Source organism: Methylobacterium sp. A54F, assembly GCF_053346035.1.
This window is the reverse complement of the sequence record NZ_JBKFBF010000002.1, coordinates 315,363-340,908: the sequence shown is the minus strand read 5'-3', so window position 1 is coordinate 340,908 and position 25,546 is coordinate 315,363. Positions and strand designations below refer to the sequence as shown.

General features: G+C 67.6%; 23 protein-coding genes and 1 tRNA gene. 14 read left to right on the top strand and 10 right to left on the bottom strand.

Annotated features, from left to right (window positions below):
• Positions 1-102: 102 nt before the first annotated feature.
• The 4 genes from aceE to ACLBXP_RS05270 form a co-directional block, all read right to left on the bottom strand.
• A complete protein-coding gene (gene aceE / locus ACLBXP_RS05285) occupies positions 103-2,763 on the bottom strand; it encodes a pyruvate dehydrogenase (acetyl-transferring), homodimeric type (RefSeq protein ID WP_447666520.1) in 2,661 nt (886 codons plus the stop codon).
• A gap of 316 nt (positions 2,764-3,079) precedes the next feature.
• Entirely contained in the window at positions 3,080-3,343 is a 264-nt protein-coding gene (locus tag ACLBXP_RS05280; RefSeq protein ID WP_447666519.1) for a hypothetical protein, read from the bottom strand.
• Between the two features lie 32 nt (positions 3,344-3,375).
• Positions 3,376-3,549 (bottom strand): hypothetical protein, encoded by a 174-nt coding sequence (locus tag ACLBXP_RS05275; RefSeq protein ID WP_447666518.1) that lies wholly within the window; start codon positions 3,547-3,549, stop codon positions 3,376-3,378.
• Positions 3,550-3,987: 438 nt separating this feature from the next.
• Positions 3,988-4,833 carry a MerR family transcriptional regulator gene (locus ACLBXP_RS05270; protein ID WP_447666517.1) on the bottom strand — a complete coding sequence of 282 codons (846 nt, stop codon included), beginning with the start codon at positions 4,831-4,833 and terminating at the stop codon, positions 3,988-3,990.
• A 124-nt stretch (positions 4,834-4,957) separates the two neighbouring features.
• Between ACLBXP_RS05270 and ACLBXP_RS05265 the strand changes: the two genes are divergently transcribed.
• The 4 genes from ACLBXP_RS05265 (at position 4,958) to ACLBXP_RS05250 (ending at position 10,147) form a co-directional block, all read left to right on the top strand.
• Positions 4,958-6,238 (top strand): 4-aminobutyrate--2-oxoglutarate transaminase, encoded by a 1,281-nt coding sequence (locus tag ACLBXP_RS05265; RefSeq protein WP_447666516.1) that lies wholly within the window; start codon positions 4,958-4,960, stop codon positions 6,236-6,238.
• 3 nt (positions 6,239-6,241) lie between these two features.
• Positions 6,242-7,720 (top strand): NAD-dependent succinate-semialdehyde dehydrogenase, encoded by a 1,479-nt coding sequence (locus ACLBXP_RS05260; RefSeq protein ID WP_447666515.1) that lies wholly within the window; start codon positions 6,242-6,244, stop codon positions 7,718-7,720.
• Positions 7,721-7,801: 81 nt separating this feature from the next.
• Positions 7,802-9,118 (top strand): MFS transporter, encoded by a 1,317-nt coding sequence (locus ACLBXP_RS05255; protein WP_447666513.1) that lies wholly within the window; start codon positions 7,802-7,804, stop codon positions 9,116-9,118.
• A gap of 9 nt (positions 9,119-9,127) precedes the next feature.
• Positions 9,128-10,147, top strand: a complete 1,020-nt coding sequence (locus ACLBXP_RS05250; protein WP_447666511.1) for a histone deacetylase family protein — start codon at positions 9,128-9,130, stop codon at positions 10,145-10,147.
• A 158-nt stretch (positions 10,148-10,305) separates the two neighbouring features.
• Here the strand turns inward: ACLBXP_RS05250 and ACLBXP_RS05245 are convergent.
• A tRNA-Gln gene (locus ACLBXP_RS05245) sits at positions 10,306-10,380 on the bottom strand.
• A 129-nt stretch (positions 10,381-10,509) separates the two neighbouring features.
• On the opposite strand from ACLBXP_RS05245, the gene ACLBXP_RS05240 reads away from it, so the two are divergent.
• Both ACLBXP_RS05240 and ACLBXP_RS05235 read left to right on the top strand, forming a co-directional pair.
• Entirely contained in the window at positions 10,510-11,265 is a 756-nt protein-coding gene (locus tag ACLBXP_RS05240) for an SDR family oxidoreductase (RefSeq protein ID WP_447666510.1), read from the top strand.
• 129 nt (positions 11,266-11,394) lie between these two features.
• Positions 11,395-13,029, top strand: coding sequence for a peptide chain release factor 3 (locus tag ACLBXP_RS05235; RefSeq protein ID WP_447666508.1), 1,635 nt, complete (start codon positions 11,395-11,397; stop codon positions 13,027-13,029).
• Positions 13,030-13,042: 13 nt separating this feature from the next.
• Here ACLBXP_RS05235 and ACLBXP_RS05230 read toward each other — a convergent pair whose 3' ends face one another.
• Together ACLBXP_RS05230 and ACLBXP_RS05225 are read right to left on the bottom strand one after the other, a co-directional pair.
• Positions 13,043-13,498: a response regulator gene (locus ACLBXP_RS05230; protein ID WP_447666507.1), complete on the bottom strand. Its 456-nt coding sequence runs from the start codon at positions 13,496-13,498 to the stop codon at positions 13,043-13,045.
• Positions 13,499-13,516: 18 nt separating this feature from the next.
• Positions 13,517-13,990 carry a BLUF domain-containing protein gene (locus tag ACLBXP_RS05225; protein WP_447666505.1) on the bottom strand — a complete coding sequence of 158 codons (474 nt, stop codon included), beginning with the start codon at positions 13,988-13,990 and terminating at the stop codon, positions 13,517-13,519.
• 237 nt (positions 13,991-14,227) lie between these two features.
• Between ACLBXP_RS05225 and ACLBXP_RS05220 the strand changes: the two genes are divergently transcribed.
• The 4 genes from ACLBXP_RS05220 (at position 14,228) to ACLBXP_RS05205 (ending at position 19,543) form a co-directional block, all read left to right on the top strand.
• On the top strand, positions 14,228-15,601 hold the full coding sequence (locus ACLBXP_RS05220; RefSeq protein WP_447666504.1) for a flagellar hook protein FlgE: 1,374 nt from the start codon (positions 14,228-14,230) through the stop codon (positions 15,599-15,601).
• A 32-nt stretch (positions 15,602-15,633) separates the two neighbouring features.
• Positions 15,634-17,499, top strand: coding sequence for a flagellar hook-associated protein FlgK (gene flgK / locus ACLBXP_RS05215; RefSeq protein WP_447666503.1), 1,866 nt, complete (start codon positions 15,634-15,636; stop codon positions 17,497-17,499).
• Positions 17,500-17,507: 8 nt separating this feature from the next.
• On the top strand, positions 17,508-19,091 hold the full coding sequence (locus tag ACLBXP_RS05210; protein WP_447666502.1) for a flagellin: 1,584 nt from the start codon (positions 17,508-17,510) through the stop codon (positions 19,089-19,091).
• A 101-nt stretch (positions 19,092-19,192) separates the two neighbouring features.
• Positions 19,193-19,543: a porin gene (locus tag ACLBXP_RS05205; RefSeq protein WP_447666501.1), complete on the top strand. Its 351-nt coding sequence runs from the start codon at positions 19,193-19,195 to the stop codon at positions 19,541-19,543.
• A 7-nt stretch (positions 19,544-19,550) separates the two neighbouring features.
• Here ACLBXP_RS05205 and ACLBXP_RS05200 read toward each other — a convergent pair whose 3' ends face one another.
• The 3 genes from ACLBXP_RS05200 to ACLBXP_RS05190 are packed head-to-tail and all read right to left on the bottom strand — an operon-like array spanning position 19,551 to position 21,530.
• A complete protein-coding gene (locus ACLBXP_RS05200; protein ID WP_447666500.1) occupies positions 19,551-20,027 on the bottom strand; it encodes a hypothetical protein in 477 nt (158 codons plus the stop codon).
• Positions 20,011-20,373, bottom strand: a complete 363-nt coding sequence (locus ACLBXP_RS05195) for a rod-binding protein (RefSeq protein WP_447666499.1) — start codon at positions 20,371-20,373, stop codon at positions 20,011-20,013. Before ACLBXP_RS05195 ends, ACLBXP_RS05200 begins: the two co-directional genes overlap by 17 nt.
• 41 nt (positions 20,374-20,414) lie before the next feature.
• Entirely contained in the window at positions 20,415-21,530 is a 1,116-nt protein-coding gene (locus ACLBXP_RS05190) for a flagellar basal body P-ring protein FlgI (protein ID WP_447666727.1), read from the bottom strand.
• A gap of 254 nt (positions 21,531-21,784) precedes the next feature.
• On the opposite strand from ACLBXP_RS05190, the gene ACLBXP_RS05185 reads away from it, so the two are divergent.
• From ACLBXP_RS05185 to dksA, 4 genes are all read left to right on the top strand, one after another.
• The gene (locus tag ACLBXP_RS05185) at positions 21,785-22,210 is read left to right on the top strand and encodes a flagellar assembly protein FliX (protein ID WP_447666498.1); all 426 of its coding nucleotides are present in this window, start codon (positions 21,785-21,787) and stop codon (positions 22,208-22,210) included.
• A 123-nt stretch (positions 22,211-22,333) separates the two neighbouring features.
• Positions 22,334-23,707, top strand: a complete 1,374-nt coding sequence (locus tag ACLBXP_RS05180) for an MBOAT family O-acyltransferase (RefSeq protein ID WP_447666497.1) — start codon at positions 22,334-22,336, stop codon at positions 23,705-23,707.
• A gap of 4 nt (positions 23,708-23,711) precedes the next feature.
• On the top strand, positions 23,712-24,752 hold the full coding sequence (locus ACLBXP_RS05175) for a hypothetical protein (protein WP_447666495.1): 1,041 nt from the start codon (positions 23,712-23,714) through the stop codon (positions 24,750-24,752).
• Positions 24,753-24,926: 174 nt separating this feature from the next.
• Positions 24,927-25,346 carry an RNA polymerase-binding protein DksA gene (gene dksA / locus ACLBXP_RS05170; protein WP_447666494.1) on the top strand — a complete coding sequence of 140 codons (420 nt, stop codon included), beginning with the start codon at positions 24,927-24,929 and terminating at the stop codon, positions 25,344-25,346.
• Positions 25,347-25,546 lie beyond the last annotated feature (200 nt).

Below are 25,546 nucleotides of genomic sequence, written 5' to 3'. Positions count from 1 at the left end.
CTTGCGTTTGTCACGGGCCGCTGGCGGGCCCTGCCGTCGTGATGGTGTCTTGGCTCGGTGAGCCCGCCGGCCGCCCCGGGGCGGCCGACGGCGGGCGTGGCGTCACAGCGTCCAGGGCGCGGCCCTGTCGGGGTCGATGCCGTACCGGGCGATGGCGTCCGAGACCTTGGTCATCGGCACCGCCCCGTCCTCCGCGAGGCTGTGCAGCGCCGCGAGCACGACCCAGTGACGGTCGACCTCGAAGAAGTCGCGCAGTCGCCGCCGGTAGTCCGAGCGCCCGAATCCGTCGGTGCCGAGGACGCGGTAGCGGCCCGGCACCCAGGTCCGGATCTGGTCGGCGAACAGGCGCATGTAGTCGGTCGCCGCGATGACCGGGCCGCCGCGACCCGCAAGGCAGGTCTCGACGTAGGAGGTGCGCTTCTGCTCCCCCGGATGCAGCAGGTTCCAGCGCTCGGTCGCCATGGCCTCGCGGCGCAGCTCCGTGAAGCTCGGGCAGCTCCAGATGTCGGCGGCGATGCCGTGCTCCGCCTCCAGCATCTCTGCGCCCGCGATCACCTCCCGCAGGATGGTGCCGCTGCCGAGGAGCTGCACCCGGGGGGCGCCGGCCTTCCCCTTGCCCTCGCGGAACAGGTACATGCCCTTGATGATGCCCGCCTCGGCACCCTCGGGCATGCCGGGGTGCTCGTAGTTCTCGTTCATCACCGTCAGGTAGTAGAACACGTCCTCCTGCTCGGCATACATCCGGCGCAGGCCGTCCTGCACGATCACCGCCACCTCGTAGGAGAAGGTCGGATCGTAGGAGACGCAGTTCGGGATCGTGGACGACAGGATGTGGCTGTGCCCGTCCTCGTGCTGGAGGCCCTCGCCGTTGAGCGTCGTGCGCCCGGCCGTGCCGCCGATCAGGAAGCCGCGGGCGCGCATGTCGCCCGCCGCCCAGGCGAGGTCGCCCGTGCGCTGGAAGCCGAACATCGAGTAGTAGATGTAGAACGGGATCGTCGGCGCGTTCGAGTGTGAGTAGGAGGTCGCCGCCGCGATCCAGGACGACATCGCGCCGGGCTCGTTGATGCCCTCCTGGAGCATCTGACCCTTCTCGTCCTCCTTGTAGTACATCAGCTGGTTGGCATCCTCCGGCCGGTAGAGCTGGCCGACCTGGCTGAAGATGCCGAACTGGCGGAACATGCCCTCCATGCCGAAGGTGCGGCTCTCGTCGGGCACGATCGGCACGATGCGCGAGCCGAGGTTCTTGTCGCGCAGGAGCGTGTTCAAGATGCGCACGAAGGCCATGGTGGTGGAGATCTCGCGCCCCGCGGTCTCCTTCAGCTGCGCGCCGAAGGCCGAGAGCGGGGGCACCGTGAGGGCCTCCGACTTGCGCCGCCGGGCCGGCAGCGAGCCGCCGAGCGCCTGGCGCCGGGCCATCAGGTAGCGGTGCTCTGGGCTGCCCTCGGGGAAGCGGATGAACGGGATCTCCTTCACCTGCTCGTCGGAGAGCTCGATGCCGAAGCGGTCGCGGAACTGGCGCAGAACCGCCTCGCCCATCTTCTTCTGCTGGTGGGTGATGTTCTGGGCCTCGCCCGCCTCACCCATGCCGTAGCCCTTGACGGTCTTGGCGAGGATCAGCGTCGGCTGCCCCTTGTGCTTCACCGCCGCCGAGTAGGCTGCGTAGACCTTCGAGGGGTCGTGGCCGCCGCGGGTGAGGCGGAAGATGTCCTCGTCGGACCAGTCCGCCACGAGCGCCGCGGTCTCGGGGTACTTCCCGAAGAAGTGCTCGCGGATGTAGGCGCCGTTCTTCGACTTGAAGTCCTGGTACTCGCCGTCGACGCACTCCTCCATGAGGCGGATGAGCATGCCGGTGGTGTCGCGCGCGAGCAGGGCGTCCCAGCCGGTGCCCCAGAGGCACTTGATGACGTTCCAGCCGGCACCGCGGAAGTCCGCCTCCAGCTCCTGGACGATCTTGCCGTTGCCGCGCACCGGGCCGTCGAGGCGCTGCAGGTTGCAGTTGATCACGAAGATCAGGTTGTCGAGCTTCTCCCGGGCGGCCATCGAGATGGCGCCGAGGGATTCCGGCTCGTCCATCTCGCCGTCGCCCATGAAGGCCCAAACTTTGCGGCCGTCTGTGTTGGCGTGGCCCCGGTGATGCAGGTAGCGCAGGTAGCGCGCCTGATAGATCGCCATCAGCGGCCCGAGGCCCATCGAGACCGTGGGGAACTGCCAGAAGTCCGGCATCAGCCAGGGATGGGGGTAGGAGGACAGGCCCTTGCCGCCGACCTCCTGCCGGAAGCCGAGCAGCTGCTCCTCGGTGAGCCGTCCCTCCAGGAAGGCGCGGGCGTAGACGCCGGGGGCCGAGTGGCCCTGGACGTAGATCAGGTCGCCGCCGCGCCCGTCCTGGTCGCCCTTCCAGAAGTGCATGAAGCCGGTGTCGTAGAGCGTCGCGGAGGACTGGAAGCTCGCGATGTGGCCGCCGAGCTCGGACGAGTCCCTGTTGGCCCGCAGGATGATCGCGATGGCGTTCCAGCGGATCGCCGACCGGATGCGGTGCTCGATCTGCCGGTCGCCCGGGTGCGGGTCCTGCTTGTCCACCGGGACGGTGTTCAGGTAGGCGGTGTTCGCCGAGAACGGCACCGGCGCGCCGCGCTTGCGCGCCTCCTCGATCACCTGGTTGATCAGGTAGTGCGCCCGGTCGGGCCCCTCGACCTCCAGGACACCGTCGAGCGAATCGAGCCACTCCTGCGTCTCGACCGGATCGAGATCGTGCGTGCGTTCCATCGTGTCCTCCCGTCTGGCTCGCCCGACCTCCGGTGGAATCGCGGGCGCTTCGGCGTTTCGGTTCGCCTGTTTAAACGGGATCTAGGACCGATCCGCCCCGCGGCATCGGCGATCCGTGACAATAGTCTCCCTCTTGAGACCTCATTTCGGAATGATGCGGCGCACTGGAGCTGCGGGCCCGGCCAACGCGGGCGAGGTCACGAGGGCGGGCGTCTCAAGGCGCGCCGCTCGGTTCCGGGCCTTGAGGCAGCACGGGGAGGCGGAGTGGTGCTGCGCGCCGACAGCAGCGTCCGGCCCTCCGCGAGCCAGCCGACCGTCAGCTGCAGGACGCCCGCCTGCTCACACAGGGCCAAGCCGCGGTCGATCGCCGGGGCGGGCCCGCTGACAGGCCGGCCGCGTCGGCGGCCTGGTTCACGTCGACCGGGCTCACGATCCCGTCTGCCGCCAAGCCCGCCATCAGGGTCTCGACGGAGAGCTCGAAGGCGCGCCCGTCGCTGGTCTCGACGCGGCCGAGCCGCGGGAACACCGTCATCCACTCGGGGGCGCTGGCCTCCTCGGGCCGCGGCACGGCGGTAGCCAACAGCGTGACGCCGGCGGCGTCGGCCTGCGCGATCAGGCTGGGGCGGCATCCATGCGGTGCACGGTGACGACGAGCAGGAAGCCAGACGCGATCTTCGCGATGGCCGCGTGCCACCAGCCGTTCGCCCCCTCCGTCACCACCGAGCAGCGGTTCGCCTGGCCGCGCTCGGGCTGATGCCGTAGCGCTCGGCCGCCGTTCTCACGCATTCCTGACGTCGCTGTATCGGGCGACGGACGGCCTTTCTCGTCCGGCCGCCGCCGTGAAGAGCTTGGCCCTAAGGCATCCCTCGCTGGATGATGGTCAAACGTACCCCCACCCCGCGGGATCGAACGCGTAGCGCTAGCATCGTCGTCACATCTGACATCGGTGCCAAGCTCGACGCGGCCCGTGCCAATCCCTCAACCTGTGTGCCGCCGCGACCGACGCAGGATGCGGAAGACTGACAGCGCCGATGCATCCGCCCTCCTGTGCCCGTCGTCGCGGTGTCAACGATGGCCTCCGCTTCCCAGCGACCACGTCGTGATGAGGCGGCTCGGGTTGAACGGGTCGGCTATGCGTCTGTCGAAGATCCACCGAGCTTGCTTCCGCGATGCCCGTTCGATCTGCGGTATCGCCGAGAGCGCCAGGTTTTTCGTTCGAAGAAACTAGAAAGTTGCGGGAGTGTTGATCCAGAGCACGACGGTCGTGACATCTAAGTCGTTGCGCCATGAATGGGGCCGGCTACTCTCGAAATATATACTGTCGCCTGGATCAAGGCTGTAGGTTTGATCTCCGTCGAGGGTAATCTGAAATCGACCGGCGAGGACGTGGACAAATTCCTCGCCGGCATGCTTGTACGAACCTTCGCTCGATGCTCCTGGCGCAAGCTCGAACCGATGGCATTCCATTTGTCGGTCGCCTTCCGACAGCACACCGATCGTGATGCCGTCGGACGTCTCTGGCCACATTCTCCACTGTCTGTTCCTGACCAGTGAAATCGCCTCGTCGCCAGTCGATTCGTGGCTGAGCTGCGCGACCGTCGTGTCGAGAAACTTGGCGACGCCGTGGAGCGTGGTGACCGAGATGCCCTTCGACGTTCGTTCGAAAGTGGAGAGGAGTGACGTAGCCACACCCGTCGCGTCGGCCATGTCCTTCAGCGTCGCGCCGACTTTGCGCCGCAGCGTCCTGACCCTGGCTCCAATCGAGCCGGCAGCAATTCCTGCAGTCGGTGGAAGTCCGGAGGCCGCGCCGCTGTCCGACCCGTATGTTGAACGGAATTCCTCCCGTATCGCAGGAAAATTCAACCCTCTCTCGTGGCGCATCGACAGAATTGTCCGAGCTTGGCTGATGAGCGCCTGATCGTAGATGCGTTGGCCGGTCGAGGTCCGTCTAGGCTCGATCAAGGATTGCTGCTCCCACATCCTTAATGTGGAAGGCGAAACACCAATGATGCGAGCCGCCTCAGCGATTCTGAGCGGTCGTTCCGTCACGAGATCTTGTTGGTCAATCATGATCGGCCAGAGTTATCGCCCGCCAAACGCCACTTTGCAACTCTACTGAAAAACTGTAGAGATGGTGCCGCCGGGAGAGAATCGGCTCGGCTCCGAAAGCTTTTGTTGCGTGGGGACGCTTGCGATGCACAACCATAAACTGTCTGCGCGTCGTGCCAGCGCAATATCAAGTGGTATAGGGACAGTAACGCAGGTCTACGTAGATCGCGCCCTCAACTCCGAAATCTGGGACGTCGAGGGCAGGCGCTACATCGATTTTGCCGCCGGCATTGCGGTGGTCAACACGGGCCATGGGCATCCGCGTATCATCCAGGCAGTCACGCAGCAGATCGAGCGCTTCACCCATACCTGTCATCAGGTCATCCCTTACGAGAGCTACGTCAGTTTAGCTGAACGTTTGAACGGGCTGGTGCCGGGATCGGCGGAGAACAAGACTGTCTTCGTGACTACTGGGGCCGAGGCAGTCGAGAACGCGATTAAAATCGCGCGCGCTGCGACCAAGCGTACTGCGGTCATCGCGTTTGGCGGCGGCTTTCATGGCCGGACGTTCATGGGAATGGCGTTGACCGGCAAGGTTCATCCCTACAAGGCCGGGTTCGGGACGATGATGCCCGATGTGTATCATGTTCCGTTTCCCAGTGAGATCCAGGGCGTTTCAGTACAACTGGCGTTGGAGATGCTGGACAGACTCTTCAAGGCGGACGTCGATCCAAGTCGGGTCGCCGCATTTCTGATCGAGCCGGTGCAGGGCGAGGGCGGGTTCCACGAGGCGCCGAAGAATTTCATGACGGCCTTGCGCGAATTGGCCGACAGGCATGGCATCCTCCTGATCGCCGATGAGGTTCAGACGGGTTTCGCGCGGACCGGGAAGATGTTCGCGATGGAGCATCACGATGTTCGCGCGGATCTGACGACCATGGCCAAGGGGCTCGGCGGCGGCTTCCCGATCGCCGCGGTGACGGGCCGGGCCGACCTGATGGACGCGCCGGCGACCGGAGGGTTGGGTGGCACCTACGGCGGAAGTCCAATCGGCGTGGCGGCCGGTCATGCGGTCCTCGACGTCATCGCCGACGAGCAGTTGTGCGATCGGGCGTTCGCCCTGGGCAGCCGCTTGAAGCAGCACCTGCAGAGCCTCCGGGAAGACGTTCCGCAGATCGCCGAGGTCCGCGGGCCGGGCTTTATGAACGCGGTCGAATTCCACAAGCCGGATAGCGGAACGCCTGATCCCGAGTTCACGGCCAAGATACGCTCGCGCGCTCTGGACCGCGGACTCATTCTGCTGTCCTGCGGCGTCTACGGTAACGTAATCAGGTTCCTGGCGCCCCTAACCATTCAAGACGAGGTGTTCGCCGAGGCGCTCGACATCCTCGGGGCAAGCGTGCGCGACTGCGCGGCCGAAGGCTGAGCCATGACCATTTCGCCGGATCTGATTGCCCGCCTCAAGGATCCCAGCTTGGCGGTCACGAGCGCGCCGATAGGGGCTGAATGGCATGCGACGAGTGCCACGGGCCGCACCTTCGAGGTCGTGAACCCGTCCACGGGCGACCGTGTGGCGACCCTGCCGGATATGGGGGGTGAGGAGGCAACGCGAGCCATTGCGGCGGCGCATGCCGCTCAGAAGCTTTGGGCTAGGCGGACCGCGAAGGAGCGTTCCGTCATCCTCCGAAGATTTCACGATTTGCTCTTGGCCAATGTTGATGATCTAGCAGCCATCCTCACCTCGGAAATGGGCAAGCCTGTAAACGCGGCGCGTGGCGAGATCTTGTACGGCGCATCGTACGTTGAGTGGTTCGGCGAAGAGGCCAAGCGCCTGTACGGGGATACCATACCCGGCCATCAAGCGGACAAGCGGATCCTCGTGATCAAGCAGCCGGTGGGCGTCGTGGCGGCCATCACGCCATGGAACTTCCCGAACGCGATGCTCGCCCGAAAGGTCGCGCCGGCCCTCGCAGCAGGATGCGCGATCGTATCCAAACCGGCCGCGGAAACCCCGCTTTCGGCCCTCTCCTTCGCTCTGCTCGCAGAGCGGGCGGGGGTACCGGCAGGTCTTTTCGGGGTGGTGCCATCGACGGATGCCGAAACCATCGGACGAATATTCTGCAACGACGACAGGGTCCGCAAGCTGACCTTCACTGGGTCGACGAGCGTCGGCAAGGCCTTGATGCGGCAGGGCGCCGATCGGGCAATGAAGCTCGGCCTCGAACTCGGGGGCAACGCCCCGTTCATCGTTTTCAGCGATGCCGATCTGGACGCCGCCGTCGAGGGCGCGATCGTATCCAAGTATCGCAACAACGGTCAAACCTGCGTTTGCGCCAATCGCATTTATGCGCACGATGACATCTACGACGAATTTGCGGAGAAGCTTGCGGCACGTGTCGCCCGGCTGAAGGTCGGCGACGGCTTCGAGCGAGACGTCGATGCCGGCCCGCTCATCTCCGACAAGGCTCTCGCCAAGGTTCGGGATCATATCAGCGACGCGCTCGCGAAAGGGGCGGCCATCCGTCTTGGGGGTGCGCCGGCCGTCAGAGGCGGCCTCTTCTTCCAGCCGACCATCCTGACCGAAGTCACCCCTGGGATGAAGATCTCACGGGAGGAGACCTTTGGTCCGGTTGCGCCGTTGATGCGCTTCAAGACCGAAGAGCAACTCGTGGAAATGGCGAACAACACCGAGTTCGGACTGGCCTCGTACTTCTATTCGCGAGATATTTCGCGGGTCTTCCGGGTTGCCGAGGCTTTAGAATATGGAATGGTGGGAATAAACACTGGCCTGATCTCGACGGAGGTAGCGCCCTTCGGCGGGATAAAGCAGTCGGGTCAGGGCCGCGAAGGATCGAAGTACGGCTTGGACGAGTACGTCGAGCTCAAGTATCTATGCATCAGTGTGTGAGCTGAACGCATAATTCGCGAGGGCAAACGAGGTTTTTCTTAATAAAACAAACGCGTTCGAAGACTGGGAGGAACTGCAATCATGGTTGACAAGACAACAAACTTGCATCAGCCACTAAGATCGTCTATCGCTGCGTTCGTCGGGACGATGGTCGAATGGTATGATTTCTATATCTTCGGGACCGCTGCCGCGCTCCTGTTCGGTCGGTTGTTCTTTCCGCAGATCGATAGTTTCTATGGCACCCTGGCAGCCTTCGGAACCTTCGCCGTAGGGTTCCTGGCCCGTCCGCTCGGCGGGGCGGTCTTCGGCCACCTGGGCGATCGCGTCGGACGCAAGAAGTCGTTGATCCTGACCCTCGTACTCATGGGGTTCTCTACAGTTCTGATCGGTCTATTGCCCACGCACGCCACCGCCGGAGCCTGGGCACCGGTGCTGCTCGTGACGCTCCGTTTCGTCCAAGGCATCGCGGTCGGTGGCGAATGGGGCGGCGCAGTCCTATTGGCCGGCGAGCATGCTCCGACACAGGATCGCCGAACGTTCATGGCGTCGTTTGCCCAGCTCGGCAGCCCGGCTGGACTGATCCTCTCCATGCTCATGTTCAAGCTCGTGACCCTTCTCCCGGAGAGCGATCTGCTGTCTTGGGGGTGGCGAATGCCGTTTCTCTTCAGTGCGGTGCTGCTGGCAATCGGCTTCGCGATCCGCGTAGGCGTGAACGAATCACCGGACTTTGTAGCGGAACGCGAGCGGCGTCTCGCCGCGCGGGAAGTTGAACAGGCTCCGCTTCGCGAGATCTTCTCGACTTCGAAGACGATCCTTGTTGCTGCGATCTGTAGCAACGTCCTAAGAATTGCCGGATTTTACTTTACAAACACTTTTATGATTTCTTACGCCACAACGTATCTGGGCATAACACGCGCAACTATCATTGATTGTCTTTTGATCGTGTCCGTCATGCAGTTCGCGATTACGCCGCTTTCCGCCTATATCGCCGACCGAACCTCTGTATTTCGGTTCCTGGTCTGCGTAGCCGCGTATTCCATTGTCGCTCCCTATGCTATGTTCATGCTCGTCGAGCGTGGCGACCTAGTCAGCGTAACGTTGGGCATCGGCATCGCGGTTGCCGGGCTCGGGGCCTTCTACGCGGTCATCGCGGGATACGTGAGCACGTGCTTCCCGACACGCTATCGCTATACCGGCATCTCCATGGCCTATCAGGTCAGCGGGGCCGTGTTCGGAGGCCTTACGCCGATCATCGGGACGATGCTGGCCCAGAGCTATAGCGGCAGCTGGATGCCTCTCGCGATCCTCTTCAGTGCCATCTCCGCGTTGTCGCTGGCTTCGGTTCTGACCTTGCAGGCCCTGCGCAACAGGCCAAGCGCTATTCCACAAGCAGCCTGAGGATCGGCCATGAAAACCTATTTTCACCCGGATCAGATGCTGCACACCCCGCGCACCCTCTTTTCCCGGGGGCGAATGAGGACACCCCAGGAGGTGCCGGCACGCGCCTCGATGCTCCTCGCGGCTGCGCGAGACATGGGCTTCCTGATGACGGAAGCGCGGGATGCGGGCTTGGCACCGATCCAGGCCGTGCATGACGCCCAATACCTGTCGTTCCTGCGCTCCGCGCACGCGGAGTGGATGGACGTGGGTGAGGATTGGGGCGAAGAGGTGATGTCGAACATCTTCGTTCCCGTAGATGATCCGGTGGGTATTCTGGCGAAGGCAGCATGCTACATTGCCGATGGGAGTGCGCCGATCGGAGCGGAGACGTACGCCGCGGCCTACGCCTCAGCGCAGTGCGCGGTCGCGGGGGCTGACGCCATACTGGCCGGGTCCCGCGAAGCGTATGCGCTGTGCAGGCCGCCCGGACATCATGCCCGCCGCGCTTCAGCAGGTGGCTTCTGTTACATAAACAACGCCGCGGTGGCGGCTGAACGGATGAGCGGTCGTCATCCTCGGGTTGCTGTCCTCGACACGGATATGCATCACGGGCAAGGCATCCAAGAAATTTTCTACGAACGCAAAGACGTATATTACATCTCGATCCACGGTGATCCGACAAATTTCTATCCCGTGGTGGCCGGGCATGCGCATGAAGTCGGTTCCGGCGACGGGATCGGCTTCAACCTGAACCTGCCTATCCCGGCCGGATCCCCGGAAAGGGCGTTCTTCGAACAGTTGGACTTGGCCCGCTCCGCCTTGGACCGCTATGCACCGGACGTTCTCATCCTGTCGCTCGGCTTCGACATCTACGAGCATGATCCCCAGGCTAGGGTCGCGGTCAGCGCAGGCGGCTTCGAACGCCTGGGTCGGATCATCGGATCACTCGGCCTGCCGACGCTTGTCGTCCAGGAGGGAGGTTACGCGTTGGACAGTCTCAAGGCACTCTCGACGCGCTTCTTTTCGGGCTTCTGCGCCAGCCGATGAGGGTGAGCCGCATCGCCAACGCGCTGTGCTCCTTCGAGAATAACAGGTCCGACATCCTGAGGACGTTGACCTCGTGCACGTATGCCAGCCTTCGCCTGGGCCGGGTGCGAGCGATCTGAAAGGTGGCCTGAACGACGCTCGATGGCTTAGCGAGGGCTTGGCTGGGGCGCCAGGATTCGAACCTGGGAATGGCGGTACCAAAAACCGCTGCCTTACCACTTGGCGACGCCCCACCGGCGGAAGCCGCGGGCGTGTCTAGACGGACGGGCCGCCGGAGGCAACAGAGGAGTCCGGGCGCCGGGAGCACTTGGGGCCGGGAGCACTTGGGGCCGGGGGGCTTGGGGGTCGGGAGGGCTAGCGACATGGCGGATCGGGCGGGCAGGGCGGTCGCGGTGGTGACCGGGGCGGGGACGGGGGTCGGGCGGGCGGTCGCCCTCGGCCTCGGCGCGGCGGGCTACGCCCTCGTGCTCGCCGGGCGGCGGCCGCAGCCGATCGCCGCGGTGGCGGCCGAGATCGGTCAGGGTGCGCTCGCGGTGGCGACCGACGTGACGGACGCGGCCTCGGTCGAGGCGCTGTTCGCGCGTGCGCTCGCGCAGTTCGGGCGCGTCGACGTCCTGTTCAACAACGCCGGCATCTTCACGCCGGCGGCGGCCGTGGATGAGATCACCCTCGAGGACTGGCGCGCCAGCGTCGACACCAACCTCACCGGTGTCTTCCTGTGTACGCGGGCCGCGTTCCGGATCATGAAGGCGCAGGAGCCCCGCGGCGGCCGCATCATCAACAACGGCTCCATCTCGGCGCAGGTGCCGCGGCCCGCCTCGGCGCCCTACGCGGCGACGAAGCACGCGCTGACCGGCCTCACCCGCGCGACCGCCCTCGACGGGCGCGCGCACGACATCGCGTGCGGGCAGATCGATATCGGCAACGCCGCGACGGAGATGACCCAGGGCTTCGCGGCGAGCGCCCGGCAGGCGGACGGATCGATGCGGCCGGAGCCCGTCATGGACGCCCGGCACGTCGCGGACGCAGTGGTCTACATGGCGGGCCTGCCGCTCTCCGCGAACGTGCCCTTCATGACCGTAATGGCGACGGCGATGCCCTATATCGGGCGGGGTTGAGGGGACCGGGGCCCGCTTTTGCGAATCCGCGCCCGAGGCCCTAGATAGGCGCGGGCGGCCCCGGGCCGCCCGATCCCGACATTCGCCCCCGTGCCGCCCCTCCGGGCGCAGCCCCGAACGTTGCCCGCCATGCTGATGCAGACCGAGACGAAGAGTGAGGCCGCTCGCGCCGCCGCGGCGCCCGCCGACCCCGTCGCGCGCCGCCGCACCTTCGCGATCATCTCGCACCCGGACGCGGGCAAGACCACGTTGACCGAGAAGCTGCTCCTGTTCGGCGGCGCCATCCAGCTCGCCGGCGAGGTCAAGGCGAAGCGCAACCGCGTCTCGACGCGGTCCGACTGGATGGGCATCGAGAAGGAGCGCGGCATCTCGGTCGTGACCTCGGTGATGACGTTCGAGTACGGGGACTGTGTCTTCAACCTCCTCGACACGCCGGGCCACGAGGACTTCTCGGAGGACACCTACCGGACGCTGACGGCCGTCGACTCGGCCGTGATGGTGATCGACGCTGCCAAGGGCATCGAGGCGCGCACCCGCAAGCTGTTCGAGGTCTGCCGGCTGCGCGACATCCCGATCGTCACGTTCGTGAACAAGCTCGACCGCGAGGCCCGCGACCCGTTCGAGCTCCTCGATGAGATCGAAAAGACGCTCGCCCTCGACGTCGCGCCGGTGACCTGGCCGATCGGGCGGGGCCGCAACTTCGCGGGCACCTACGAGCTCGGCTCGAGCCGCGTCCGCCGCCTCGACGCCGCCGACGATGCCGGCACGGTGTCGGTCTCCGGGCTCGACGATCCGCTGTTCGACAGCCTCCTCACCGAGGACGGCGAGGCCGCGACGTGGCGCGAGGAGGCGGAGCTCGCCGAGGGCGGCCTCAAGGCCTTCGACCTCGCCGCGTTCCGGGAGGGCCACCTCACGCCGGTCTTCTTCGGATCGGCGCTGCGCAACTTCGGGGTGCGCGACCTCATCGACGGCCTCGCCCGCTTCGCGCCGCCGCCGCGCGGCCAGGACGCGGACAAGCGCCTCGTGGAGCCCACCGAGCCAAAGATGACGGGCTTCGTCTTCAAGATTCAGGCGAACATGGACCCGAACCACCGGGACCGGATCGCCTTCATGCGCGTCTGCTCCGGCCGCCTCAGCCGGGGCATGAAGGCCCGCCTCGTGCGGACCGCGAAGCCGATCTCGCTGTCGGCGCCGCAGTTCTTCTTCGCGCAGGACCGCGCCATCGCGGACGAGGCCTTCGCGGGCGACGTCGTCGGCATCCCGAACCACGGCACGCTGCGCATCGGCGATACCCTCACCGAGGGCGAGGACCTGCTGTTCCGCGGCGTCCCGAGCTTCGCGCCCGAGATCCTGCGCCGCATCAAGCTCACCGACGCCATGAAGGCCAAGAAACTGCGCGAGGCCCTCCAGCAGATGGGCGAGGAGGGCGTGGTGCAGCTCTTCCTGCCGCAGGACGGCTCGGGCGCGATCGTCGGCGTGGTCGGCGCCCTTCAGCTCGACGTGCTCAAGGAGCGCCTTGCTGCCGAGTACGGGCTCCCGATCGACTACGACACCACTCGGTTCTCGGTGTGCCGCTGGATCGCCTCGGATTCGGAGGCCGAGCTCGACAAGTTCATCGGAAGCCACGGCTCGTCAATGGCGAGCGACCTCGACGGTGCACCGGTGTTCATGGCGACCACCGCGTTCTCGCTCCGCTACGAGGAGGAGCGCTACCCGGCGATCCGCTTCACGGACATCAAGGACTACCAGAAGCGGGCGGCCTGAGCGGAACCGCCGCTCAGAATTTGCCCAGCATCGGGAAGTCGACGCTGAGCGTCGACTCGGTGGCGAGCGGCGCCTCGCGCTTGCGCGGCTTGCGGTTCAGCACCTGCTTGAGCTTGCCCTTCAGCACCGCCATGTCGAACGGCTTGAGGATGAAGGCGTCCGCCCCCGCCTGATGGGCGAGATTCACGTCCTCGAAGTCGAACGATGATTCCGTCAGGATGAAGGGCGTGTTCATCAGGTCGTCGTCCGCCCGGATCTCGCGCAGCAGGGCGAGGCCGTCCATCGGCTCCATGTCGAGGTCCGAGATGACCAGGGCGTAGCGACGCTCGCGCAGGCGCTCCAGGGCCTCGGCGCCGCTCGTCACCCCGTCGACCTCCGGGAAGCCGATGCGGCCCATCAGCATGACGACGAGCTTCAGGAGCTTCTCCTGGTCGTCGACGACGAGGATCGGAGGTGTCGTCTCGCTCATGGGCGGCTCGCGACGCGTTCAGATGAAGAGGTGGTCGATGCCCTGCTTCGTCATCGCGTCGGTCTGGAGGCCGACCGCGAGGGCGTGCAGGGCGCTCGCGCGCGGGGTGCCGCGCTGGAGCATCGGCAGCAGGTTCGCCTTGGCGAACAGAGGTTCTGTGGCCGTGGTGCGCAGGCCGGTCTTGAAGGAATGCACGAACTCGCGCTTGGCGATCTCGCGCCACTCGCAGATCTGCACGTCCCGATGGCGCTGGTCCTCCGCGATGCGGTTGAAGGTCTCGTGGACCGACACGCGCTCGCCCTCGATCACCTGGATCGCGAAATTGCCCTCGATGATGAGGAAGCTCGTGATCACGGAGAACTCGTTCTTTTTCTGGGCCTGACGGGTGATGTCGCCGATCTGGCCGGCCCGGAGCTGAGCGTCGGACGACAGGTTGAGCCGGGAGAAGTAGATCAGGTGGACGAGGCTCGTCCGTTTCGCCCGGGTAGACACGACACGCCCTCGGATTGGTGCGCCTCGACCCTAGGCGAGCGGCCATAACGCTGGGTAAACGCCGCAGCGCTCGGCAAAAGCTGCCGCGCGGCAGCCGCGAACGCGCCGATTCTGCCGGGCCGCGACGCGCCCGGTCCTTTCGGATCAACGGCTTAGCTCTGGCACGCGGGTTGCGCGACGATGCCGGGGACGCGTGCCGCCGTGGCACCGCCCGCCGCGTCGCCGGGGTTTCGTGCCATGGATATCTTCACAGCTCTGCAGACGGCAGTCACCGGCCTGCAGGCGCAGTCCTACGCGATCAGCAACATCTCGGGGAACATCGCGAACTCGCAGACGACCGGCTTCAAGCGCATCGACAGCAGCTTCGTCGACCTGCTCAGCGAGCAGTCCCCGAAGCACGAGGTCGCCGGGACCGTCGTGGCCCAGTCCCGCCTCACGAACACGCTCCAGGGCAACATCATCGCCACGAAGGTGCCGACCAACATGGCGCTGAACGGCGACGGCTTCTTCGTCGTGCAGAGCACGCAGGTCTCGGGTTCGTCGTCGAACACGAACCTGTTCACGCGACGCGGCGACTTCGCCCTCGACAAGTCCGGTCACCTCGTCAACGGCTCGGGGGGCGTGCTGCAGGACATCAACGTCGACAAGGTCACGGGCGCGGTCACCTCGAACGGGCCGATCACCATCAAGACCACGACGCAGGCGACGGCGACCACCTCGATCAGCTACGGCGGCAACCTGCCGGTCAGCCCCGGCTCGACCACCTCGTCGGCCTCGACGTCGCTGCTCTACAGCCCGACGGCCACGCCGAGCCCCGTGGTGCTCACCGGCACCGGGACCGGCACGGTTCCGGCCGACACCGGCACCACCACCGATGCCTCGACCTTCTACAGCAACAGCATCGCGGGCCCCTCGCTGACCATGTACGACACGGAGGGCAACGCGGTGCCGCTCCAGACGCGCTGGGCCAAGGTCGCGGATGCCACGGGTACGCCGCCGGCCGGCGCCACCTGGAACCTGTTCTACGCCAACACGAGCGGCGTCGATGCGGGCAAGACGGACTGGACGAATGTCGGCGACGCCTTCGTGTTCGACAAGGACGGCAAGCTCCCGACCACGATGACCGGTTTCACGATCGAGGCGCCGACCATCAACGGCAAGACCCTCACCGACATCACGGTCAAGCTCGACGGCGACGGCCTGACCCAGACCGGCACAACCGGCAGCGCCGTCACCGACACCCTCGCGCAGAACGGCTCGCCCGCCGGCACCCTCAACGACGTCTCGATCACCGCCGAGGGCAAGATCGTCGGCACCTACTCGAACGGCCTGACCACCGAGGTCGGCACGGTGCCGATCGTCAAGTTCGTCAATCCGGACGGCCTGAAGCCGCAATCGGGCGGGAATTACAGCTACACGCTCGACGCCGGAGCGGCCACCAAGGACCTCGGCAACACCGTCATCCTCGGCTCGAACGTCGAGCAGTCGAACACCGACATTGCCGACGAATTCTCTAAGATGATCGTAACCCAGCAGGCCTACTCTGCGAACACGCGGGTCATGTCGACGGCCCAGCAGATGATGTCCGATCTGCTGAACGTGATCCGCTAGCGGAGGCGTGACGGGGCCGGGAGGGTGTTGCGATGCCGGTGAACCCGCTCAGCACGGCAACCGCCGGCCTGCAGGCGATGCGCGACTCGATCGGCGTCGTCTCGCAGAACGTCGCCAATGCCGGCACCGCCGGTTACGTGAAGCGCACGCTGTCGACGGTCTCGACGGGGCCCGGCAATGCCGGCGTCTCTGTGGGCACGCTGACGCGCTCGTTCGACGCCGCGGCCCTCAGCCAGCTCCGCCTGGAGACGAGCGGGGCTGCCTACACCGCCACGAAGGCGGACATCCTCGCCCAGGTCGACAAGCTCTACGGCACGCCGGGCGACAGCACCGCCCTCGACGGCGTGATGAACAGCTTCACGCAGAGCCTGCAGAACCTCGCCACCAACCCGACCTCGGCCTCCGCCCGCACGGCCGTCGTCTCGGCGGCCTCGACCCTCGCCAGCCAGATCGGCAACATCGCGCAAGGCGTGCAGAACCTCCGGACCGGCGTCGAGACGCGCCTCGGCACCGAGACGCAGGAGGCGAGCGGCGTCCTCGCGACGATCGCCAAGCTCAACCTCAAGATCGCGGCGACGAGCGACGACGGCACCCGCGTCAGCCTGCTGGACCAGCGCGACCAGGCGCTCACGCAGCTCTCCGGCTACTTCGACGTCAAGACGCAGACCGAGGCCGACGGCACCCTGACGGTGCGAACGAACTCCGGGGCCACCCTCGTCGAGCGCGGCGTCGCGGCGACCCTCAGCTTCGACGGCCGGGGCACGCTCGCCGCCGACGACGCCTATTCGGCCGATCCGACGAAGCGCGGCGTTGGCACCGTCATCGCGACGACGCCGGGCGGCGCAAAGGTCGATCTCGGCGAACCCGGGGTCCTGCGCTCCGGGACCATCGCGGCCGAGTTCGAGCTGCGCGACACGATCCTGCCCCAGGCGCAGCGTCAGCTCGACGACCTCGCCGGGGGCCTCGCGCGGTCGCTCACCGACAAGACCGTCACGGGAACCACGACGACGACGGGCGGCACGAGCACAACGGCGATCGACCTGACCGGCCTCAAGGCCGGCAACAGCCTCACCATCCCGGTCACCGTGAACGGCGCGGTGCGCAACGTCGTCCTCGTGGCCGCGAGCGGCACCACGCGGGCCGCCGACCCCGCGATGACGGCGGACGGCAGCGCGCTTGCGCAGACCTTCGACATCACCGGCGCCCCGGGCAGCCTGGTGGCCAACATCACCGCGGCGCTCACGGCCCTCGGGGCACGGACCGGAACGGGGGCGCCGAGCATCACGGTCGGCGGCACCGGGGCGGCGATCACCCTGACGGGCGGCACCGGCACCGTGGTGAACGGCGCCTCGGCCTCGATCACGCAGCCGACGAAGGCGGACGGGGATTTCGGGGACAGCTTCCCACAGATCCCGCTGTTCGTCGACGGCTCGCCGGGCTCCGTCTTCACCGGCTCCCCGATCACGGGGCTCGCGCAGCGCCTGCGCGTCAACGCGGCGATCGTCTCCAACACGACGTCCCTGACGGCGCCCAGCGCCGGCGGGTCGACGCCCGACGCCACGCGCCCGAACTTCATCTACGACGCGCTCACGAGCGCCAAGCAGGTCTTCTCCTCCGCCAGCGGCATCGGCGGCATCCAGGCGCCCCACAGCGCGAGCGTGGTCGGCTTCACGCAGGAGGTCATCGCCTTCCAGGGCGAGGCCTCGACCACCGCCGCGAGCCTCGACCAGGGACAGCAGGTCGCGCTGTCGACGGCCCAGGGACGCTTCGCCGACAGCGCGGGCGTCAACATCGACGAGGAGATGTCGCGGCTCATCGAGCTGCAGACCGCCTACACGGCGAACGCCCGCGTGCTGACGGCCGCCCGCGACATGCTCGACACCCTGCTGCGTATGTGAGGACCGCCATGACGACGATCGCTCCCTTCGCGGCCGGCAGCTACGGCACGGCGCGCAACACGCAGAACCTCCTCAACCTGAAGACCCAGCTCGACGGCCTGTCGACGCAGCTCAGCACCGGCAAGACCGCGGACACCTACGGGGGCCTCGGCATCTCCCGCACCACCAGCCTCAGCGCCCACGCGACGCTGAGCGCCCTCGACGGGTACGATCACGCGATCGACGCGGCGCAGACCCGGGTGTCCCTCGTCTCCGCGAGCCTCACCCAGGTCGCGAGCCTGACCACCACGTTCCGGACCAGCGTGACCAACGCGCCCCTGAACAACGCCGGTACCGCGACGAACAACGCGCAACTCGCCCGCAACGGGCTGGACGCCGCGATCGAAGCGCTGAACCAGCAGGTGGACGGACAGTACCTCTTCGGTGGACGCATCTCGGACACGCCCCCCGTCGCATCGACGGCGTCCCTGCTGTACGGCGACGCTACGGGCGACGGCCTGAGCACCCTCGTCGACGAGCGGATCGATGCCGACCTCGGCAACGATTTGGCGTCGCCGAACACCGGGCTCGGGCGCCTGACGATCGACCCGCCGGGGAGCGGCTCGCCCGCGACCCCGACGAACCGCGTCAGCCTCACCGAGGAGAACGACGACGCGGTGCGGGCTGCCTTCGGCTTCGGCCTCCCGAGCCAACCGACCACCACCGGCAGCTCCCTCTCCGTCGCCTACACGCCGGCGACCGCGACGTCGCCGGCCTCCTTTTCGGTCGACGTGGCGTCGCTGCCGAAGGCGGGCGACAGCATAACGGTCCAGCTGGCGCTGCACGACGGCACCACCACGACCCTGACCCTGACCGCGCAGAACAGCGCCGCCGGCACCTCGACGACCGACTTCGCGATCGGCGCGACGCCCGACCAGACCGCGAGCAACCTGTCCGGTGCGCTCCAGCGCGCCCTGCAGAGCGCCGGGCAGAGCACGCTCGCGGCGAGCTCCGTCGTGAAGGCCACGCAGGACTTCTTCACGGGTTCCCCGGTCCCGCGGATCACGGGTCTGGCCACCCATGCGCCCGCCTACCTGACCACGCAGACCGCCCTCGACACGGCCGGCCTGAAGACCGTGAAGTGGTACCGCGGGGAGGTGTCGGCGGCCGGCGACGCGGATGCCCGCGCCTCGGCGAGCGTGCGCACCGGCGCGACCAGCACGGCGGAGCTCGGCGCCCGGGCGAACGAGACGGCCATCCGCTCCGCCCTGATGGCCTTCGCGGCCGGCGCCCTGTCCAACGCCGAGACCAGCATGTCCACGGACGCGGCGCGCTGGAAGGCCGTCGCGCAACGCACCACGGCCCTGCTGCCCGGTACCGGCGACCTAGAAGCCACCGCGTCGAGCTTCGGCCTCGCGTCGAGCGCGCTGAAGACCGCGAAGGACAGCAACCAGACCACCCGCGCGACGCTCCAAGGCTCCCTCGACGGGGTCGAGAACGTCTCGACCGAGGAGGTAGCCGCCAAGCTCCTGGCGGTGCAGAACCGGCTCCAGGCGAGCTATCAGGTCACGGCCTCACTCTCGAAGCTGTCGCTCGTGAACTACATGAGCTGACAAACGCGCGAGGACCCGGCAGTCACGCGGCAAGCACCCTTGCCCGACGGGCGGGCGCTCCCCTACGCCTCTGACGGGCAGGGTCGGCAGGAGGTGGGTCGGTGATCGCTCGCATCGTCATCGGCGGCCTGGCCGCCGCGCTCGTCCTCGCGACGCCGCTTGCCGCGCAGGAGCAGCGCGTGCCCCGCCAGCCCGTCGCGGCGAACCGCGCCGAGCCAACGCCGCTGCAGCCGTGTCCCAGTTACGGCGCCGGGTTCGTGCGAGTGCCGGGCAGCACCACCTGCCTGCGCCTCTCCGGCCGCGTGCGGGCCGGGGCCGACGCAGGCAGCGCGCCGGCCCGCCTCGCCCCCGTCGAGCCGCCGGTCTCCGGCCGCTTCTCGATCGACACCCGGTCCGACACCGATTACGGGCCGGTGCGGACCTTCGTGCGGGCCGGCAACGGCCAGCCCTGATGGGCGCTCACAGGCTCCGCGACAGCACGAGCGGCCCGCTGCGCGCACCGGTCCCGTAGGGCGACGGGCCGACCGACGGCGCCCCGTACACGCTCGGGGTGCGGGCCCGGCCGATCTCCGCAGCGAGATTCCGGACGAGCCCTTCCGAGACCGTCTTGGCCGTCGCCAGCACCGCTTGGTTAGCCTCGACGCGCGTCGCGAACTGCTGATGTGCCGCCTTCAGTCCGGCGATCCCCTCGGGGGCGAAGCGGGCGAGGGCGATCGCGTTGGCCTTGGCGGTCTCAAGGCCCTGCATGTAGGCCGCCGCGAGGTCGCGCTTGCGCTCCGTCTGGGCCAGAGCCTCCTTCAGCCGGCCGGCGCGGACCTCGCTTGTCTCCTGCGCGAGCACGGCGTCGAGAGCCTGCATGGTGGCGAGGATCGAGGCCACCAGGGCGTCGGCCCCGGCGCGGTCGGCGATAGCCGGCAGCCTAGGCTTTGGTTGCACCGCCTGCCTCCTGCATCTTCATCATCTCGCGGAACACCTGGTCCGCGATGCCGACGCCGCCGCTCTTCACGATCTGGCCGGCATATTCCTTCGTGAGCATCGAGCGGTAGACGCCGCCACCTGTTCCGTTCTCGCCGAGCGGCCCGTCGGTGCCCTCGGACTGGGCGATGCGATCGATGCTCTGTTCGAGGAACATCGACTCGAAGTCCGTTGCGGTCTTGCGCGCCTTGGTCGCCGCGGCCGAGAGCTGCGTGTCGGCCTTCGACAGGCTCTGCGCGAGGTTTCCGACGATCGACTTGCCGACGCCGATGGCGGCGGAGGCGGCGAAGGTTGCGAGCGGCAGCATGGTTCACCTCGCGTCTGGGTGGGAGAGGGATGGCCGGTCCATCACATCAGCTCGATGTCGGCCTGGAGGGCGCCGGCGGCCTTGATGGCCTGGAGGATCGAGATCAGGTCGCGCGGGCCGACGCCCAGTGCGTTGAGCCCGTCCACCAGCTCGCGGAGGGTGACGCCCTCCTTGACCAGGGCGAGCTTGTTGCCGTCACCGGTATCGACCTTCACGCCGGTGCGGGGGACCACGACGGTCTGGCCCTGCGACAGCGGGTTCGGCTGGCTGACCTGGGGCTGCTCGGTGATCGTCACGGTCAGGTTGCCCTGCGCGATCGCCACCGTGGAGACGCGGACGTCCCTGCCCATCACGATGATGCCCGAGCGCTCGTCGACGATCACCCGCGCGGTCTGGTCGGGCTCGACCTTCAGCTGCTCCACCTCGGTGATGAGGCGGATCATGTTGCCGTTGTAGCGCGGCGGGATCTGGATCGTGACGGTGGCGGGATCCGTGGGCTCGGCGGTGTCGGCGCCCATGAAGTCGTTGATCGCGGAGGCGATGCGCTTCGAGGTGGTGAAGTCGGCATTACGCAGGGAGAGGCGAAGCGTGCGCGCGTCGTTCAGCCGGAAGGCCACCTCCCGCTCGATGTTGGCGCCGTTGGCGATGCGCCCGTTCGTCGGCACGCCGCGGGTGATCTTGGCGGCGTCGCCCTCGGCCGCGAAGCCCGCGATCGCAACGGAGCCCTGCGCCAGCGCGTAAACCTCGCCGTCCGCGCCGAGGAGCGGCGTGACGAGGAGCGTGCCGCCCTGCAGCGACTTGGCGTCGCCGAGGGACGAGACCGTCACGTCGATGCGCGTGCCCTGCGCGGCGAAGGGCGGCAGGTTCGCCGTCACCATCACGGCGGCGAGGTTCTGGGTGCGCATGGTGGCGCCCCGGGTGTTCACCCCGAGCCGCTCCAGCATCGCCTGGAGCGACTGCTTGGTGAACGGGATGTTGTTGAGCGTGTCGCCGGTGCCGTTCAGGCCGACCACGATGCCGTACCCGACGAGTTGGTTCTGCCGGACCCCCTCGATGGAGGCGAGATCCTTCACGCGCGACAGGGCGAGGGCCGGCCGGCTTCCGCCGGCGGCGAGCGCCAGCAGGATCAGCAGAAGCAGGAGGCCGTTCGAACGCATTGTCATGCCGGGCTTCGTTTCCGAGCGGAGCTCAGTCCGACCTAGGATCAGCGAGGAGCGTGCCACATCGGCGTGACGGGCAAGCTTCGGAAATACAAAGCATTTTCCGAAGGCGGCACTCGCCGGACGCCCGACGATGCCGGGACGCTTCGTGCCGGGCCGGCAGGATCTGCCGGGGTGTTTACCGGCGCTTAACCCTGCGGGGCGGAAGTGTCGTATGGCGGCCCAGGGATCGGGCCGGGCGGGCGGCTGGTATGCGCATCGACTCACGTTTCTCCGCGCCGGGCGCGGGCACGGTGACGGGCACCAGGCGGCCCGAGCCGGGCCGCGCCTTCAGCCTGACGACCGGGAATGAGCCGGCCACGACCCAGGGCGCTGCCGCGCCCGCGACCCTCGCGGGCCTCGACGCGGTCATCGCCCTCCAGGGCAACGACGAGCAGCCGGCCGAGCGTCGTCGACGCCACGCGCGGCGCGGTCACGATCTCCTCGACGGGCTCGACCGCCTGAAGGCCGCGCTCCTCTCTGGACGCGTGCCGACCCGGGATCTTCAGGCCATCGCTGGGCGTCTCGCCGCCCGCGACGGACACAGCGGCGATCCGCGCCTCGACGATCTGATCGACGCAATCGAACTGCGGGCCGCCGTGGAGCTCGCGAAGCTGCAGGTCGGGCAGCGGGCGTGACGGCGGGCCGTTGACGCTGCGGCCCCGATTGCCGACAAGGCGGCCGCCTTCCGCGGCCGCGCCGGGCGCGGAAGTCCCGGCGGCGCGGCCGGGGCCGCAGACCGCGCCGCTCCTCCGGCCCGCATGCTGTTCAATTCCTTCGTCTTCCTCCTCGCCTTCCTGCCGGCCGCGCTGATCCTGCACGGTCTCGCGGAGCGTTTCCGGCCGAGCTGGCGCCTTCCCGTCCTCGTCGGCCTGTCCTTCGTGTTCTACGGCTGGTGGGATCCGCGCTTCGTCCCGCTGCTGGCGGTCTCGATCCTCGGCAATTGGCTCGTCGCCCGCAGCTTCCTGGCGCACAACCGCGGCGGCCTGATCACCCTCGCGATCGTCCTGAACCTCTGCGTCCTCGGGCTTTTCAAGTACCTGAACTTCTTCGCGGACCTGCTCGCCCTCATCCCCGGCCTGAGCCTGCCGCACAGCGACTGGGTGCTGCCGCTCGGCATCTCGTTCTTCACCTTCCACCACGTCATGTACCTGACGGACCTGCGCGCGGGCCGGGCGCCCGCCTACGGCCTCGTCCGCTACGCGCTGTACATCGCCTTCTTCCCACAGGTTCTCGCCGGCCCCCTGGTGCGCTGGAGCGAGATCATGCACCAGCTCGACGAGCGGCCCTATGCCCGCCCCGACGCCGCCGAGCGGATCGGGCGGGGGCTGCTGCTGCTGACGGTCGGCCTCGCCAAGAAGGTGTTCCTCGGCGACCCGCTGGCCACCTACGTAAACCCGGTGTTCCAGGCGGCCGCCGCCGGCAAGGCCGTCTCCGTGGTGGAGGCCTGGCAGGCGACGCTCGGCTTCACCTTCCAGATCTACTTCGATTTCTCCGGCTACACCGACATGGCGCTCGGCATCGCGCTCCTGTTCGGCATCGTGCTGCCGCAGAACTTCGACGTGCCCTACCGCGCCACATCGCTCCGCGACTTCTGGCGGCGCTGGCACATGACCCTGTCGCGCTTCCTGCGCGACTACCTCTACATCCCCATGGGCGGGAATCGGCGCGGCCTCCCGCTGCAAGTCGGCGCGTTGGCGGCCACCATGACCTTGGGCGGCCTGTGGCACGGGGCGGGCCTTACCTTCGTGGCCTGGGGCGCGGCTCACGGCATCGGCCTCGGGGCGGGCGTCCTATCGCGGCGCGCGGGGCTGCGCCTCCCGGCAATCCTCGGCTGGGCCCTCACGGCCCTCTTCGTGGTGCTCACCTGGGTCCTGTTCCGGGCCCCGACCTTCGAGGCCGCCATCCTCGTCTTCAAGGGGCTGTTCGGGTTCGCGCCGACGGGCTCCGGGTTCAAGTGGCGCACCATCGCCCTCGCGGCGGCGGTGGCGATGCTCGGTCCGACCGCCTGGAACGCCGTCCACCGCGCGGGGCCGAGCCGGTGGCTCGCCGGTCTCGCCGCGCTGCTGTTCGTGGTCATCCTCCTGAAGATCGGGGACGATGCGAACTACGAATTCATCTACTTCCAGTTCTGACGCGATGGCACCGGCGCCTGCGGCACAGGAGAGCGAGGGGGTTGCGGCCAGGTGGCCGGCCTTCGCGCGCACGTTCCTCGGGACGCTCGTCGGCCTCCTCGCGGGTTACCTGGCGCTCGCCTTCGCGGTTGACCCCTACGACAGCGGGCGCTCGAACCTCCTGTCGGTCGGCGCCGTCCGGCCGCAGGGGCCGCGCACCGCAGCGGCGAGCCGGGGACGCGATCCCGCCTTCACCTCGGCGATCATCGGCAACTCGCACATCCAGCTCATCGAGCCGGCGCGCCTCTCGCGCCTGACGGGGCTTTCCGTCGTCAACCTGTCGGTGCCCGCCACCGGGCCGGGGGAGCAGATGCTCCTCCTCGACTGGTACCTGCGCCATCACCCTGTGCCCGAGGCATTGGTGATCGCGCCGGACACCTATTGGTGCACCGACGATCCCGCGCTGCCCAACGCCAAGCCGTTCCCGTTCTGGCTGTTCTCCGACGAGCCCATCGCCTACCTGCGGGGTCTCCTGCGGTTCTCGGTCGCCGAGGAGGTGGCGGGCCGCCTCGGCTGGCTCATGGGCCGAAAGCGGTCGCGTGCCACCCCGGACGGCTGGTGGGACTACGAGCCCGACTACCTGCGCCAGGGCTATGCCGACGATCCCCGCCTCGTCGCCGACCGTGAGACGCGGCCGCCCGACACCCCCGACCCCGGCCGCGCCGGGCCCTTCCCGGCGGCTGCCCGCTTGGCCGACATCCTGGAGCGCGTGCCCGGGACGACCGCGGTCGTGCTCGTCTTCCCGCCGGTCTACGCCGCCGGGCTGCCGCGGCCCGGAACCGCGCGCGCCGACACCGAGGCAGCCTGCAAGGCGGCCATCGCGGCCGCGGTGCGGACCCACCCCCGCAGTGCGGTCCTCGACTGGCGGCGGGACCGGCCGGAGCTCGGCCGATCGGACCTCTTCTTCGACCAGACCCACTACCGCCATCCCCTGGCCCGGAGCCTGACGGACGACCTCGCGAACACCCTCAGGTCGCTTAAGGGAAAGGATACGCCTCCCAAATAGACCTCAAGTCTCGGTTCCACGTGCGAAAAGCGTGGCGCGATTGCCGCATTCCGTGAGGCTCTGCGTCGCTTGTCGTCCCCGTGGCACCGCATCCGTTGTGGCGGTGGGGCGCCTCGACTATACGGCACGAAACATCGCCGCAGACCGGCCGTACGGGAAGTGTGAGGGCGACGCATGGCGAAGGTGACGCTCGAGGAAGGATATGTTCCGTCCGACAACGAGCCCTTCATGAATGATCGGCAGCGCGAGTATTTTCGGCGCAAGCTCCTCGGTTGGAAGAACGACATCTTGCGCGAGGCGCAGGACACGCTGGTCGCGCTGCAAAGCGAGAACGAGAACCACCCCGATATCGCCGACCGCGCCTCGTCCGAGACGGACCGCGCCATCGAGCTCCGCGCCCGCGACCGGCAGCGCAAGCTGACCGGCAAGATCGACGCGGCGCTCTCCCGTCTCGAGGACGGCTCGTACGGCTATTGCGAGGAAACCGGCGAGCCGATCTCGCTCAAGCGCCTCGACGCCCGGCCCATCGCGACGCTCTCGCTGGAGGCGCAGGAGCGGCATGAGCGGCGGGAGCGAGTCTACCGCGACGACTGATCGAAGGGCCTCGCCAGCAAGGGCAAGGCGCTGGGCGCTCATGGTGCAGTGCCGAAAGCGAGAAGTCGCCGCCTCGGGTCGAAAAGACTTCACGCTCAAGCGTGACAGTCTTTAGGCCTGCACAAGCGTCGCACAGGCATCATCGACTGGAACAAAGGCCGGCATCGGCCTCTTTTGCCCGGATAGCATCACATCCGAGG

Coding starts and splice junctions, on each gene's coding strand:
- aceE (WP_447666520.1), bottom strand. CDS start 2,763: ATGGAACGCACGCACGATCTCGATCCGGTCGAGACGCAGGAGTGGCTC.
- ACLBXP_RS05275 (WP_447666518.1), bottom strand. CDS start 3,549: ATGCGTGAGAACGGCGGCCGAGCGCTACGGCATCAGCCCGAGCGCGGC.
- ACLBXP_RS05270 (WP_447666517.1), bottom strand. CDS start 4,833: ATGATTGACCAACAAGATCTCGTGACGGAACGACCGCTCAGAATCGCT.
- ACLBXP_RS05265 (WP_447666516.1), top strand. CDS start 4,958: ATGCACAACCATAAACTGTCTGCGCGTCGTGCCAGCGCAATATCAAGT.
- ACLBXP_RS05260 (WP_447666515.1), top strand. CDS start 6,242: ATGACCATTTCGCCGGATCTGATTGCCCGCCTCAAGGATCCCAGCTTG.
- ACLBXP_RS05255 (WP_447666513.1), top strand. CDS start 7,802: ATGGTTGACAAGACAACAAACTTGCATCAGCCACTAAGATCGTCTATC.
- ACLBXP_RS05250 (WP_447666511.1), top strand. CDS start 9,128: ATGAAAACCTATTTTCACCCGGATCAGATGCTGCACACCCCGCGCACC.
- ACLBXP_RS05240 (WP_447666510.1), top strand. CDS start 10,510: ATGGCGGATCGGGCGGGCAGGGCGGTCGCGGTGGTGACCGGGGCGGGG.
- ACLBXP_RS05235 (WP_447666508.1), top strand. CDS start 11,395: ATGCTGATGCAGACCGAGACGAAGAGTGAGGCCGCTCGCGCCGCCGCG.
- ACLBXP_RS05230 (WP_447666507.1), bottom strand. CDS start 13,498: ATGAGCGAGACGACACCTCCGATCCTCGTCGTCGACGACCAGGAGAAG.
- ACLBXP_RS05220 (WP_447666504.1), top strand. CDS start 14,228: ATGGATATCTTCACAGCTCTGCAGACGGCAGTCACCGGCCTGCAGGCG.
- flgK (WP_447666503.1), top strand. CDS start 15,634: ATGCCGGTGAACCCGCTCAGCACGGCAACCGCCGGCCTGCAGGCGATG.
- ACLBXP_RS05210 (WP_447666502.1), top strand. CDS start 17,508: ATGACGACGATCGCTCCCTTCGCGGCCGGCAGCTACGGCACGGCGCGC.
- ACLBXP_RS05195 (WP_447666499.1), bottom strand. CDS start 20,373: ATGCTGCCGCTCGCAACCTTCGCCGCCTCCGCCGCCATCGGCGTCGGC.
- ACLBXP_RS05190 (WP_447666727.1), bottom strand. CDS start 21,530: ATGCGTTCGAACGGCCTCCTGCTTCTGCTGATCCTGCTGGCGCTCGCC.
- ACLBXP_RS05185 (WP_447666498.1), top strand. CDS start 21,785: ATGCGCATCGACTCACGTTTCTCCGCGCCGGGCGCGGGCACGGTGACG.
- ACLBXP_RS05180 (WP_447666497.1), top strand. CDS start 22,334: ATGCTGTTCAATTCCTTCGTCTTCCTCCTCGCCTTCCTGCCGGCCGCG.
- ACLBXP_RS05175 (WP_447666495.1), top strand. CDS start 23,712: ATGGCACCGGCGCCTGCGGCACAGGAGAGCGAGGGGGTTGCGGCCAGG.
- dksA (WP_447666494.1), top strand. CDS start 24,927: ATGGCGAAGGTGACGCTCGAGGAAGGATATGTTCCGTCCGACAACGAG.